At 69.3% G+C, this 14,111-nt stretch carries 8 protein-coding genes and 1 pseudogene; 2 read left to right on the forward strand and 7 right to left on the reverse strand.

The features are described from left to right. Positions 1-19: 19 nt before the first annotated feature. A pseudogene (locus ADK64_RS15040) lies at positions 20-1,211 on the forward strand (ricin-type beta-trefoil lectin domain protein); the annotation flags it as partial. Positions 1,212-1,536: 325 nt separating this feature from the next. Here the strand turns inward: ADK64_RS15040 and ADK64_RS15045 are convergent. The 6 genes from ADK64_RS15045 to ADK64_RS15070 form a co-directional block, all read right to left on the reverse strand. Then, positions 1,537-3,072: a glycoside hydrolase family 43 protein gene (locus ADK64_RS15045; RefSeq protein ID WP_053659065.1), complete on the reverse strand. Its 1,536-nt coding sequence runs from the start codon at positions 3,070-3,072 to the stop codon at positions 1,537-1,539. Between the two features lie 92 nt (positions 3,073-3,164). Continuing rightward, complete coding sequence (locus tag ADK64_RS48425; RefSeq protein ID WP_267888549.1) at positions 3,165-3,293, reverse strand: hypothetical protein; 129 nt, start codon at positions 3,291-3,293, stop codon at positions 3,165-3,167. Positions 3,294-3,427: 134 nt separating this feature from the next. Next, positions 3,428-5,788: a beta-glucosidase family protein gene (locus tag ADK64_RS15055; protein ID WP_053659140.1), complete on the reverse strand. Its 2,361-nt coding sequence runs from the start codon at positions 5,786-5,788 to the stop codon at positions 3,428-3,430. Between the two features lie 8 nt (positions 5,789-5,796). Further along, the gene (locus tag ADK64_RS15060) at positions 5,797-6,615 is read right to left on the reverse strand and encodes a carbohydrate ABC transporter permease (RefSeq protein WP_053659069.1); all 819 of its coding nucleotides are present in this window, start codon (positions 6,613-6,615) and stop codon (positions 5,797-5,799) included. Beyond that, on the reverse strand, positions 6,615-7,547 hold the full coding sequence (locus tag ADK64_RS15065) for a carbohydrate ABC transporter permease (RefSeq protein WP_053659071.1): 933 nt from the start codon (positions 7,545-7,547) through the stop codon (positions 6,615-6,617). The genes ADK64_RS15060 and ADK64_RS15065 overlap by 1 nt, the downstream gene beginning before the upstream one ends. Before the next feature lie 9 nt (positions 7,548-7,556). Next, entirely contained in the window at positions 7,557-8,876 is a 1,320-nt protein-coding gene (locus ADK64_RS15070) for an ABC transporter substrate-binding protein (RefSeq protein ID WP_053659073.1), read from the reverse strand. 196 nt (positions 8,877-9,072) lie between these two features. Between ADK64_RS15070 and ADK64_RS15075 the strand changes: the two genes are divergently transcribed. Next, on the forward strand, positions 9,073-10,119 hold the full coding sequence (locus ADK64_RS15075) for a LacI family DNA-binding transcriptional regulator (RefSeq protein WP_234384577.1): 1,047 nt from the start codon (positions 9,073-9,075) through the stop codon (positions 10,117-10,119). Positions 10,120-10,433: 314 nt separating this feature from the next. On the opposite strand, the gene ADK64_RS15080 is transcribed toward ADK64_RS15075, so the two are convergent. Next, entirely contained in the window at positions 10,434-14,099 is a 3,666-nt protein-coding gene (locus tag ADK64_RS15080; protein ID WP_078992659.1) for a LamG-like jellyroll fold domain-containing protein, read from the reverse strand. Positions 14,100-14,111: the final 12 nt, after the last annotated feature.

Here is a 14,111-nt window from a genome sequence, read left to right on the forward strand (position 1 = left end):
GAAACGCAAACCGCTCTTGATGTCCGTCGCTGCCGCGATACTTCTCGTCCTGTCAGCCGCGGGCACCTCGTTCAGCAGCGGCCTCGGCGCGCCCGCGTCGGCCACCACCGGCGCCGCCGTGGCGACCGCCGGCTGCGGCAAGGCCCCGACGCTGGCAAGTGGTACACACACGATTCAGAGCGGAGGCCAGACGCGGAGTTACATACTGCGGGTCCCCGCCGGCTACGACAGCAACCACCCCTACCGGCTCATCTTCGGTTTCCACTGGCGGGGCGGCACGGCGGGCGACGTCGACTCGGGCGGAACGGACGGATACAACTGGTCCTACTACGGCCTCCGGCGCCTGGCGGACAATGCGAACAACGGTACGATCTTCGTCGCTCCCCAGGGCATAGGCAACGGCTGGGCCAACTCCGGCGGCCAGGACATGGCCTTCGTCGACGCCATGGTCAGCCGGATCGAAGCAGGTCTGTGCGTCGACACCACCCAGTTGTTCTCCGCCGGCTTCAGCTACGGCGGTGCGATGTCGTACGCCCTCGCCTGCTCCCGGGCGACGGTCTTCCGCGCGGTCGCCGTGTACTCCGGCGCGAACCTCAGCGGGTGCAACGGCGGCAACCAGCGCATCGCCTACATGGGGCTGCACGGCATCAGGGACAACGTGCTGCCCATCTCGTCGGGACGGGCACTGCGCGACACCTTCGTCCGGGCGAACGGCTGTACTCCGCGGAACCCGCCCGAGCCGGTGTACGGAAGCCTGACGCACATCATCACCACCTACTTGGGATGCACGTCCGGATACCCCGTGGTCTGGGCCGCGTTCGACGGAGCGGGCCACGACCCCGGACCGGTCGACGGATCCACCGGCGACGGCTGGCGCACCTGGACGTCGGCAGCGGTGTGGCAGTTCCTCACCCGGTTCGGCTCGCATCCGCCGCCGCCCTCCGGCAACCAGGAGATCGTCAGTCAGCAGTAGGGGCGCTGCCTCGACTGCCTGGGCGTCAGCCAGTCCGCGGGCACCGGCACCACCGCGGCGATCCGGGACTGCAGCGGGCAGGCGGGACCATCGATGGAGCGTCAATCCCGACGGCACGATCACAGCAGTGCAGTCAGGGCTCTGCCCGGACGCAAACGGCCAGGGGACCGCGCACGGGACGAGAGTCCAGCTGTGGAGTTGCACGGGCGGTGCGAACCAGCACTGGCGCCTGGAGAACGGACACGCCGGGGTCGGACAGGGCACCATGCCTGCCTGGCCCCGAAGACCTCGACGCACGCCGAGCCGGAGCCGCGCAGACCCCCTGCGCGCTGCTGACGGGAAACGCCGCGGCATCCGGCCCGTTGCGGGCGCTCTCGCGGGAACTGGTGCACCGGGGGGCGGTCCGGATACGGCTGGCAGTGGCGGGGGTGGTGAGCGTGGCCAGGCCGTCCCACGGTGGGCTCGCGGAGTACGCCGGTGACTTCCTTTGACGGCGGTCCAGCGGCATGCCGCGTGCGACGCCCGCGCGGACGCAGGTGTCGCACGTGGCCGGAGGCCGAGCATCAAACGGAGGGCGCCGATGCCGGGGTGTACTCGAACCAGTCGAAGGCGACCGCGCCCTCGATGGCGTACATGCCGACAACGCGGCCGGTGAAGCCGCAGGCGACCTCGGTCGACAGGTAGCGCCCGTCCAGTTCGACGAGTGGCTGGGTGTCCGGGGCGTCGGGGTCGCCGAGCCAAAAGGCGATGGTGTCAGGGCCGGTGGGCCCGCCATCGGTGAGTTCGGGGGACGCGGGCACGAGGTCGGACGTACGGATCGCGATGGTGAGGGTCAGCGGTCCGGACGGGACCGGTCGGCTGGCCACGGTCTGACGCAGCGGACCGATCCGGGCGACGACGCCGGCCTGTCCGTTCCCGACCTCCAGTTCGCAGTGGTGGGCTTCGTCCATGCGCACGCTGAGGCCGCCGCGTCCCGTACCCGGGTCGATCGCAGCGGTGACGCGGCAGTCGTGGTGTTGCTGGCGGCGGCCGACGAAGGTGTATCCGGGGCGGTCGAGGGTGGTGCCGGTGGCTCTGAGGGTCAGCCAACCAGGGCGCTCGGTGAGCGACCAGGAGCCCTCTGGGCGGCTGAACGGCGAGATCCAGTGCGGCGCGAGAGCGGACTTGTCGAAGTCGTCGCGGGCGGGCAGGGCCGGAACGGGGTGCCAGACCCCGCCCGGGGCCGTGTGGCTCTCGGGTACGGGCGCGACGACGGGCCAGCCGTCCTCGTCCCACTCCACGGGGGTCAGGAACGTCTCGCGACCGAGCACGTGCACGTCGGGCGTGAAGCCACGGGGCCGGACGCCGAGCAGCACCATCCACCAACTGCCGTCGGTAGCCTCCACCAGGTCGGCGTGGCCGGTGTTCTGGATGGCGCGGCCGGTACCGCTGTGGGACAGCAGGGGGTTGGTGGGTGCGCCTTCCCAGGGGCCGCGCGGCGAGCGGCCGCGGGCGATGGACACGCTGTGGCCGCGTTCGGTGCCGCCTTCCGCGATCAGCAGGTACCACCAGTCGCCGATGCTGTAGAGGTGCGGAGCCTCGGGGTACTTGAGGCCGCTGCCCGACCATGTGGCAAAGGGCCCCTCCAGCACCTCCCCCTTGGCCGGGTCGATCCTGGCCACGTTGATGCCGCCTTCGGGCCCGGAGAAGGCGCACCAGCAGGTGCCGTCCTCCTCCCAGGCCAGATCGGGGTCGATCCCGGTCAGGTCGATCCACACCGGGTCGCTCCACGGCCCCTCGGGCCGCTCGGCCGAGACGACGAAGTTGCCGCCGCCGTCGACATTGGTGTTGATGACCCAGTAACGGCCGTCGTGGTGACGGATCGTGGGGGCGTAGAGGCCGCCGGACGCCTTCGCACCCGGGAGAGGCAGCGGCAGTTGCTCGGGCCGGTCGAGCACGTTGCCGATGCGCTCCCAGTGCACGAGGTCCTTGCTGTGGAAGAGCGGCAGCCCGGGGAAGTACTCGAAGCTGGAGCACACCAGGTAGTAGTCGTCACCGACCCGGCACACGCTCGGATCGGGGTGGAACCCGCTGATCACAGGGTTGTCGTATGTATGCACAGAATGTGTTCCTTTCGGGCCGCCCGACGTCGTGGAGCGAGTCCAGGAGGTGCCGTGACCGCTGGTCGCAGGTTCACCGGGTTGAGTCCGCGTCAGTTCGGAAAGCCGATCACCGGGCCGCGGCCGGAGGAGGCGGGCCGCTCCACCCCGCAGCCCTGCCCGCGCGTGTCCATCTGGAGGTGGGCGTACTCGCTGGCCCCCGAGCAGGTTCTCCAGCACATGCCTGCGGCCACCGGGCCTGGGTGAGTGGATCCTCCCAGTCGGCGTCGAGGTCGTCCGGTCCGGTCCGGCTGCTGTGATAGCGCCGCAGCTGGGCCTCGGGCAGGTCGGTGTACACGCGCGGCCTTTCGTCGCGTCAGCGGCGCTCGACGGTGACCACGGGGTGCAGCATGCGGGTGTGGTCGACCTCCCGGACCGGGCCGGTCAGGTGCAGCGGGACCGTGATGCGGTGGTCGGTGCTGCTGGCGGAGATCCGCAGCTCCAGCTCGCCTGGCTCGACGATGCGACGGCCCCCGCGGCCGGTGAAGGAGGCCAGGTCCGCGGGCAGTTCCAGGAGGACCCGGCAGACTTCCCCGGTTTCGAGCGGGAGGCGCCGGTAGCCGACGAGGCGCTGCACCGGCTGGACCACCGAGGCCACCGGGTCGTGCAGGTAGAACTGCACCACCTCGCAGCCTGAGCGTTCGCCGGTGTTGCAGACCTCGAAGGCGATGCGGAAGCTGCCGTCGGTGCCGGTCTCCGCGACGCCGACGTCGAGCGCGGACCACTCGGATTCCGTGTAGCCGAGCCCGTGGCCGAATGCGTAGGCAGCGCTGGTACTGGTGCTGGACACGTCGCTGTCCTGGGCCAGCCGGGCTGCCAGGTAGGTGGAGGGCTGGACACCCTTGTGCCGCGGCACACTCACGGGCAACCGTCCGCAGGGGTTCACCCGCCCGCTGAGCACGCCGGCGATCGCCTCGGTGCCCGCCTCCCCAGGGAAGAAGGACTGCAGGATCGCCGCCGCCTCTGTCTCGGCGCGCCCCAGTGTGTAGGGGCGGCCCGCCAGCATGACGAGTACCACAGGTGTGCCGGCATCCAGCAGGGCGTCGAGCAACTGCTCCTGCACGCCGGGCAGTTGCATCGACGCGACATCACATCCCTCGCCGCTGGTGCCGCGGCCGAACAGGCCGGCGCGGTCCCCGAGGGCGAGCACCACGACGTCGGCGGCGCGGGCCGCCGTGACCGCCTCGGTGAAGCCGGCCGTGCTGTCGCCGTCGACTGCCGCACCAGGTGCGGAGAAGATCTCGGCGTCGGGGAACTCGGCCGCCAAGGTCTCGCGCAGCGTGGGCAGCGCGATGCCGGTCGGAACCCCGGGGTGTTGTGAGCCGACGTGTACGGGGAAGGAGTAGCAGCCCAGCACGGCCGTCGGGGTGTCGGCGTTGGGGCCGATCAGCGCGATCCGGCGGGGGCGGCCGAGTGGCAGCGTGCCGTCGTTGCGCAGCAGCACGACCGCCTGCTCCGCCAGCTCGCGCGCCAGCCGCCGGTTGGCCGGGGGGTCGAGATCGACGCTGCCGCGCAGCGCCTCGGGAACGGTGGGATTCGCTCCGGAGATCGCTTGCGGAAGCGGGTTCCAGTCAGGGTCGAGCAGGCCGAGCTGTGCCTTCTGGACGAGGACCCGGCGCAGGGCACGATCGATCAGTTCCTCGGGGACGGTGCCGGCCTCGACCGCGTCGAGCAGCGGCTGTCCGAATGTCTTGACGGTCGGCAGCTCGACGTCGACGCCGCTGGCGAGGGCGAGCCCGGCCGCCTCGTCCCAGCTTCCGGCGACGCCGTGCAGGAGCTTGAGGAAGGCGATGCCGAAGTAGTCCGCCACCACAGTCCCGTCGAAGCCCCAGGTGTCCCGGAGCAGACCGGTGAGCAGTTCCTGGTCGGCGGCCGAGGGGATGCCGTCGGTGTCGGTGTAGGCGTGCATGACCGAGCGTGGTCGGCCCTCGCGCAGCGCCATCTCGAACGGGGGAAGGATCACGTCGGCGCGCTCCCGGGTGCCCATGGTGACCGGCGCGAGGTTGCGGCCGGCCCGCGAGGCGGAGTAGCCGGCGAAGTGCTTGAGCGTGGCGACGATCCCGGCGGACTCCAGGCCCTGCACATAGGCGGTGGCGATGGTGCCGACCAGGTACGGGTCCTCGCCGATGGTCTCCTCGACGCGGCCCCAGCGGGCGTCGCGCACCACGTCGAGTACGGGGGCGAGGCCCTGGTGGACGCCGACGGCGCGCATGTCGGTCCCGATGGTGGTGGCCATGGTGCGCACCAGCTCGGGGTTGAAGGTCGCTCCCCAGGACAGCGGGACCGGGTAGGCGGTCGCCCCCCAGGCCGCGAACCCGGCCAGGCATTCCTCGTGGGCGATCGCCGGGATGGCGAAGCGGTTGGCGGCGGCGATGCGCTGCTGGGAGCGGGCGAGCGAGAGCGCACCGACGGCGGCGTCCACGGGAACGGTGCCGAACGGCCGGGTCAGCTGGCCCAGACCGTGCGGCAGCAGCTCGTCCAGGTCCGGCGGCTCCTCCATCTCGTGCTGGTGCGGGGCGACCTCGCCGCCCTCGTCGGAGGCGCCCACCCAGACGCCGACCAGCTGCGCTGTCTTCTCCCGCAGGGTCATCGCCGCGATCAGGGCGTCGGCCCTGATCGCGGGGTCGAGCGAGACGTCCCGCCACGCGGGGGTGGCGAGTTCGGGGGCGGGGTTCATGTTGCCGGTCACTTTCCTCCGACCCCCATGAGCCCCTGGACCAGGGCGCGGCGGGCGAACAGGTAGACGACGAAGATGGGGAGCATGGACAGCACCACGGCACTGAGCAGTCCGGGGACGTCGACGCCGTGTTCGGTCTGGAAGTTGTACAGGCCGAGGGTGATCACCTTGGTCGAGTCCGACTGGGTGAGGATCAGTGGGAAGAGGAAGCCGTTCCAGGCCTGCAGGGCCGAGAAGACGACGATGGAGGAGAGCCCGCCTTTCGACAGCGGCAGGACCAGTTGCCTGAAGACCCGCCGCGGGGAGGCTCCGTCCATCGCCATGGCTTCGTACAGGTCGGGGGTGATGTCGCGCATCGCCCCGGTCAGTACCAGGGTGCACACCGGCAGCGAGAAAGCGGCGGTGGGCAGGATGACGCCGATCAGGTGGTCGTAGAGCCCGGCCTGGCTGATCACGTAGAACATCGGAACGATCACCGCCTGCGCGGGGATCGCGAGTCCCAGCAGGAAGAACCGGAAGACGACGGTGATGGTCCGGCCCTGGGCGCGCACGATGGCGTAGGCGAGCGGCGGCACCACCACCAGCACGATGCCGACGACGCTGACGGTGACGATCAGGGTGTTGAGGAAGTCCTGGCCGAAGCCGTTGGAGAACGCGTTGAAGTAGTTGCTCAGGGTCAGCTGCGACGGAAAGCTCAGCGGGCCCTGGCTGGAGTAGTTGGAGGTGGTGCGCAGGGTCGCGATCAGCAGCACGTAGAGCGGCAGACCGACCAGAGCGAGCCATATCAGGGAGCCCAGCCCGGCAAGGTAGTTGGGGCGCTGTCGCATCAGATCCCCTCCGCCGTGCTGCGCATCTTGTCGTAGCCGGAGAGCCGGACCACGGCCAGGGAGATGAGGGTGGCGACCACGACCAGGACCAGCGCGATGGCCGAGCCGGCGCCGAAGTCGAATTCCTTGAAGCCCTGCTCGTACATGTAATAGGCGCTGACCGTGGTGTCCGTGCCGGGGCCGCCCTGGGTGAGGATCAGCACCGTGTCGAAGGTGGTGAGCCCGCCGACGACCATGAGGATCATCGAGGTGATCATTGTGTTGCGCAGTTGCGGCAGGGTGATGTGGAAGAACTGCCGCACGGTGCCGGCCCCGTCGATCGCCGCGGCCTGGTAGAGCACCTGCGGAACCGCGCGGGCGCCGCCCTGGTAGAGCAGTGCGTGCAGGGGGGTGAACTGCCACATTCCGACGAAGGTCAGCACCGCGATCGAACCGGCCTGGCTGCCGAACAGGTTGCCGTTGCCGAACAGCCAGGGAAGCTGGCCCGGCATGCCGAAGTTGGGGTCGAGCAGGGCGCGCCACAGCACTGAGACCGCGGTCGCCGAGAGCAGCAGGGGGACGAAGAAGATCGCGGACAGCACGGCCCGGTTGCGCTGGGGTCCGGCCGCCCAGACGCCCAGCAGGATGCTGACGGGCGTCTGCGTCACGACCCCGAGCACGGTGAGCACGACGGTGAGCCAGATGCTCTGGGTCATCACCGGGTCGTGGATCAGCTTGGTCCAGTTCGCCAGGCCGTTGAAGTGCGGCGCGGTGACGCCGTCCCAGCTGGTGAAGGACAGCACCGCGACCAGCACCAGCGGGAGGATCGCGAACAGCAGGAAGAAGAGGGTCGCGGGTATCGCCCAGGCGAAGCCCGGGCGGGTCACCCCGACGCCGGCCCGGCGTGCCTTGAGGCGGCGGCCGGACACGGCTGCGAGAGAGAGTGAGCTCATCGGTCCTACTCAGGAATTGGACAGCGACTGCATCGCCTGGATGAAGCCGTTGGCGTCGCTCTTGCCGTCGAAGAACTTCTGAACGGCCGTGTGGAGCGGCGTGGCCGCCGCCGGCGGGTAGGCCTGGTCCCAGGACAGCTGGAACGACGGCGCAGCCTTGACCAGGCCGAACTGGAACTGCGAGTAGTCCGGGCTGGCCGAGGTGGACAGGAAGTTGGCCGTGTTGGTGGTGGTCGGCAGGTTGCCTATGCCGAGCTGTGCCTTCACGAACTCGTCGGAGTACATGAGCTTGAGGAAGGCCGCCACGGCGTCGGGGTGCCGGGTCTTCTTCACGACGGAGTAGAAGTTGTTGGTGTTGCCGACGACGTCCTTCGGGTCGCCCTTGCCGCCGCTGACGGTCGGGAAGGCGCTGTAGCCGAGGTCGTTCTTGGCGAAGTCGGGGTTGTTGGACTGCTGGGTGGAGTACTCCCAGGAGCCCATCAGCTCGAAGGCGGCCTTGCCCTTGGCCAGCAGCGCCGGGGACCCGCCGTCGGTGAACTTCACCGAGTCGAAGCTGCCGCCGAAAGCGCCGGCGTCGATCAGCTGCTTCAGCATGCCCAGAGCCTTCTGGCTGTCCGGGCCGGCCCACGCGCTCTTGTCACCTGCGAGCGCCTTCTGGAACAGGTCCGGTCCGGCGACCCGGTCGAAGACGTACTCGAACCACATGAGGCTGGGCCACTGGTCGCCGCCGCCGAGCGCGATCGGGGTCAGGCCCTTGGCCTTGAGCACCTTGACGTCGTTGATCAGGTCGTCCCAGGTCCGCGGGACGCTCAGGCCGGCGCTCGCCAGGACCTTCTTGTTGTTGAAGAGCAGCACGGGCTGCGTTCCCCGCATCGGGACACCGTAGGACTTGCCGTCGACCACCGCGGTGTTGAATACCGAGGGGAGGAAGTGGGACTTGAGCCCCGGGTCCTTGGCGATCATGTCGTCCAGGGGGAGCAGGAGGTTCTTCTTGGCGAAGGGCGCGATGCTGCCGCCGCCCCAGTTGAAGAAGATGTCCGGGGCCTGCGGGGTGTTGATGATCGTGTTGAGCTTCTGCTGGTAGTCGGCGCCCGGGATGGTGTCCAGCACCGCCTTGACCTTCGAGGTCTTGTTGAACGTGTCGACGATCTGCTTCTCGACCTTGTTCGCGGCGTCCCCGTAGACGAGGACGTGGATCGTCCCGGAGTTGGAGCCGCCGCTGGACCCGCATGCGGCGGTCAGACCGAGCACCAGCGCGGTCGCTGCCGCTACTGCGACGAATCTGTTCCGGGTTGCACTGTTGTGAACGGTCACGCGAAGAGAACCCATGGCTCGCCATCCGTCGATAGTTTCGAAGCAAGTTCCGAATGATGCGGGAAACCTAGGCGTCACATCGACCGCCGTCAAGGATCTGGCAGGCCCATCTCGATACGGGCGTAACGGCGAAGCCCTGACCAGCTGGCATCCGTCCCGTACAGTCGCAAGGACTTCGTACGTCGCGCACCAGGGCAGCACAGGAGGGATCGTGACCAGAGCGGCGACACTCGCCGAAATCGCGCGCGAGGCGGGAGTGTCCACACCGACTGTTTCGAAAGTCCTCAACGGCCGCGCGGACGTCGCCTCCTCCACCCGGGAGCGGGTGGAGGAACTGCTGCACCAGTACGGCTACCAGCGGCGCCGCGGCAACAGCGCCCCGTCCAGCCCATTGCTGGAGCTGGCGTTCCACGAGCTGGAGAGCGCCTGGGCGATGGAGGTCATCCGCGGGGTCGAGAACGTCGTCCGCGAGGAGGGAATGAGCGTCGTCCTGTCGCAGTCCTCGGGCCGGCTCAGCCTTGGGCAGTCCTGGCTGGACGGGGTGCTCGCCCGCCGCCCCACGGGCGTGCTCCTGGTGCTGTCCGGGCTCGACAGGGCCCAGCAAGCACAACTGACCAGTCGTGACATCCCGTTCGTGGTGATGGACCCGGCAGGGGATCCCGGTCAGGACCTGCCGGCGGTCGGAACGACCAACTGGAACGGCGGCGTCGCCGCCACCCGCCACCTGCTCGACCTGGGCCACCGGCGCATCGGCATGGTCGCCGGCCCACGGTGGATGATGTGCAGCCGCGCCCGGATCGACGGCTATCGGGCCGCGTTGGAGACGACCGGCGTCGCCTTCGATCCCGAACTGATCCGCGAGGGCAGCTTCCACCACGAAACCGGCTACCGGGAGGGCCTTGAGCTGCTGCGCCGCAAGGACCGGCCCACGGCGATCTTCACCGGCAACGACCTGCAGGCGCTCGGCCTCTACGAGGCCGCGCGGGAGCTGGGCCTACGAATCCCGGAGGATCTCAGCGTAGTCGGCTTCGACGACCTGCCCATCGCCCGGTGGGTCGGCCCACCCCTGACCACCGTCCGCCAGCCGCTGACCGAGATGGCCGAAGTCGCCGCGCGCATGGTGATCGACCTCGCCCGGGGCAACCCGCCGTCCGCGCTGCGTGTAGACCTGGCTACCAGCCTGGTCGAGCGCAGCAGCACAGCCCGGCCCCCGGCCACCACTGAGCGCCGGCACCTTCGAAATTTCGAAAGCAGGTGACGCATCGCTCCGGTCGCGTACCGCGAGCCCTGGGTCCATTGAGCGACTCCGTCGGGGATCTGGGGATTCGTAGGTGGTGCGGCGTGGTCGTCGGGCAGGCGCGGCTTGGTTTCCGAACCAGTTCGTCTTCATGGGGTATGGGGTGAGTCGGTGTCGCTGCGTCCCCGTTCCGGGTCTGTACTGCGCCTCCGGCGACTCGAACCGCCATCGGCACAGCCCAAAGCGGATGCTTGCTGAATCGCCGGGCCGGCCGCAGGGGAGTGGTGACTCGGGGCGCGGATTGCCTGCGCACCGGCCCGGCGGTGGTGATCAGCTCACCGCACTTCCCGTGCGTACGGTGCGATGGCTACCCGGTCGATCAGCGGTGCGTAGCGGGAGCGGAGCAGGATGCCGGGGAAGGTGTCCGAGGCGTAGGTCGTCCCGTCGAAGTTCGGCAGTTCCTCGGAGCGGAAAGTGATCGTGTTCTGTCCCTTTTCGAGGTGGACCGGGACGGTCAGTTCCCAGAAGTTGTTCCGGTGGAAGGTGTGCGGAAAGCTGACACGCTGCACCGTGCCGCCGTTGACGGTGACATCGGCGTGGCGGGCGAGCGGGTCGGGGTTGTAGTGGGTGGCCTGCGACTGCTCGGGGTTGGAGTAGCGGACGCGCAGTGCGTACAGGCCGGCCGCGTCCGCCTCGACCGTGAACGTCGCCGTGTTCCCGTTGCCCGGATCGCCCCCGATCCCGGTGATCGCCGTGCCGTCGGTCGCCAGGGACAGCGGGGTCAGCATGGCCGAGCCCCTGAGCTTGGCCTCCTGCGCCTCGTACGTACGCGCCTTCAGTGTTCCGTCGGTGAGTCCGACCGTGAGCCGGTCGACGAACGTGGCGGACGGACCGCCGGTCACCGTCACCTTGTTGATGCCGCCCGAGAGCGAGACGGCCACCTCGTCCTTGTCCTTGGACAGGCGCAGGACATCGTGCCCGTTGACGGAGAGCCGGGCGTCCCCTCCGCCGAGTGTGTCGACCTTGAGAGTGGCTTCTCGGTCGGCGGGCGAGTAGACCCAGAACGTGGCCGTCTGGTTCTTGGCGACCCGGACCGCGCCCGAGCCGGTGGCAGGGGTCCCGGTGTGCTCCGGCAGGTCGTAGACGGGACGCGCTCCGCCGCTCGTCCAGGCCAGTTCGCCCTCGTAGACCTCGGTGGCCGCCGACGCGCTCGGCAGGGACAAGGTGAGCCGGTCGACGATGGCGTCCCCCTTGGTCGCGCGCTTGCCGTCGAGGCTCTTCGCGGCGAGTGTGAGGGTGTGTCTGCCCTTGGGGAGGCGGACCTTTGTGTCGGTGTGGTCCCAGACCACCCACTTGTAGCCGAGCGGCAGGAACAGCTGCTGTTCGCTGTCCGCCGTGCCGTCCACCCGCAGGAAGACGTTGGTGGGGCCCTGTTCCTTCACCTTGTCGTAGGTGTTCAGGGAGTTGGCGAAGACGCTCAGGTCGTAGGTGCCGTCCTCGGGCACGTCCACGCCGAAGTCCAGCGTGACATCCGAGCCGGTGCGCAGCCCGCCGACGTCGTAGCCGCCGGAGGTGTAGAACTTCGACACATCGGCGGTCGAACCCTCCGGGCCGTTCTTTGAGTAGCCGGACCCGGTGTGGGCGGCGTCCTCCGCCTCGTAGGATCCCTGCCAGCGCACGGGCGGTGACTGAGTGCCCTTCGCCCCGCCGGCCGGGCTGAGGACGATCTCGTACGCCGAGGACTCCTTCAGCCTCGGCAGCGCGCCCTCGCCGAAGTCGACGACGACCTTGCCGTCGTCACCGACCTTCAGGTTCGTCTCGGTGAGCAGCTTCGGCCCGGAGTTGTCGCCCACCTGGCCGCTCCACTCGATCTCCCGCACCCAGGCGTGCACGCGATGCCCGAAGACCGTCTTGGGGACGCCCGCGAAGGTGATGTGGCCCTTGCCGTTGGACCCGCCGAAGAGCAGCCGGGCCTGTTTCTTCTGCTTGTCGAGCGTGGCCACGCCCTGCATGGTGTAGTTCTGGCCGGGGAACGGCGGGTTCACCTTCACCGTGTGCCCGCTCATCGAGGCGTACGAGTGCAGCAGCCACCACTGGCCGTTGCCGCGGTTGGACTGCACAGCGGAGTCGGAGAGGTTGCCGTCGATGTTCCAGTACGCGACGTCGGCGTCCACCTTGGACTCCTCGATCGCCGACACCCACTGGATCATCTGTCCGGGCACCGAGGTGTGGTAGTTGAAGGCGTACTCGTTGATGTTGACCGGGAGCTGGGTGCCTTCCTTGCCAGTGCCCTTGAACAGCTCCTTCTCCCAGGCCCGGTACGTGGCGACGCTCTGGCGCACCGCCTCCGGGTGGCTCAGCTCGTGCCAGGTGACGACGTCCGGGAGGGTGCCGGCGGCGAGGGCGTGGCTGAGAAAGCCCTTCACCTGGTCGAACAGAACACTGGTGTTGGGGCCGGCTATGCGGGCACTGGGCATCCTGCGTTTGATGAGTTCGTAGACCTCGTCCCAGGCGGCGAAGTAGTCCCTGGGGTCGGTGAGCCAGCTGACCTTGTCGTAGCTCCACTCGCCGGTGCCGAACATGTTGCCCTCGGGCTCGTTGAACGGCACGAAGACGATGTGGTCCTGGTACTGCTTCGGCAGCTGCAGGACCTGGTCGACCTGCTTCGCGATCTTCTCCTCGTAGAGTCTGAGCCTCTCCTCTGGGGTGTCGCCGGGCCACTCGTACGGGAAGCCGCGGTGGACGTCGGTCATGTAGACGTACACGTCACCGTGGGTGGAGTCGGCGAGCGGTTTGACCACGTCCAGCGCGTCGGCGCCGGGGTGCTGCGGGCCGTCCTGGGCCTTGGTGGAGACCGTGCGCAGGCCCATCCCCTCGATGAGGTTGTTGGTGGGGACGTCCGGCCCGTACACGCCGTAGAGGGTGCCGGAGGCGCCGCCGTGGAAGGCGCCGGTGTCCGAGCCGAGATCCACCTCCAGCTGTCCCTCGCGGACGACGGTGACCGTCGCCTCCACCGCGCGCCCGGCCGCCGTGCCGGCCACCGTGAAGGTCCCCGGCCGGGCGTACTTCTCGGACGGTACGGCATCCCAGACGACCGGCGTGTCGCGGTCGTACCCGTCGGAGAAGGAGGAGCGGACGGCGGCCGGGAGGGACGGGGCGGTCTTCGTCGTCGTACGCACGCCGAACGACGTCTGCGAGAGCTGCCGGAGGCTGGGCACGTGCTCGACCGTACCGGCCACCTGGTCGGGGGTGAGCGCGGTGTGCCATACGGTGAAGTCGTCGATCGCGCCCTTGAACAGCGGGTCCGGGTAGAGGGACTTGCCGATGTAACCGGCGGCTGTGGCGGAGCTGTCCAGTAGGTCCTTGGCCCTGACGTCGGTCGCGGCGGAGGACACTGCGACCCCGTCGAGGTAGGCGGTGACGCGCCGGGCGGAGCTGTCGAGCGTGACGGTGATGGTTCGCCACTGGTTCGCGGGAAGCGCGTCGTAGCCGCTCACCTGGGCCTCGGCGCCGCCACCGCCGGTGGTGACGGCGGTGCGCAGCACGCCACCGTTATCGGAGGGGGTGGTGAAAAGGTACTTCGTGGTGTTGGTGCCAAGGTCGAAGATCCGTTGCCAGGGCGAGGCGTCACCGCTCCATGTCACGCGGGCGGAGACCGTCAGGTCCGCCGCGTCCCCGAGCACTTCGCGGGGCAGACGGAGGTACGCACCATCCGAATCGGGCGCCCCGCCGGGCAAGGCCAGAGCCTTCCCGCCGTCCGCGCCCGCGATGGACTGGGCGGTGGAGCCGTTCACCAGGCTCGCTGTGAGGCCGTTGCCGGAACTGTCGGCGATCTTCCCAGTGGCCAGGTCGTCTTGGTCGAAGGTGTAGTGGGCGGCCGGCTGGGGCGGGTCCGCCGCCTGGGCGGGGGCGGCCGGCGCGACCGGCAGGCCCGCGCCCAGAGCGACGGCCACGGCGGCCGGCCCCCGGCGTCGCCGGGCGGATCTGTCAGCGAATGGCATGGATGGGGTCCT

It is taken from the genome of Streptomyces sp. MMG1121 (assembly GCF_001280015.1).
Taxonomy (GTDB): domain Bacteria; phylum Actinomycetota; class Actinomycetes; order Streptomycetales; family Streptomycetaceae; genus Streptomyces.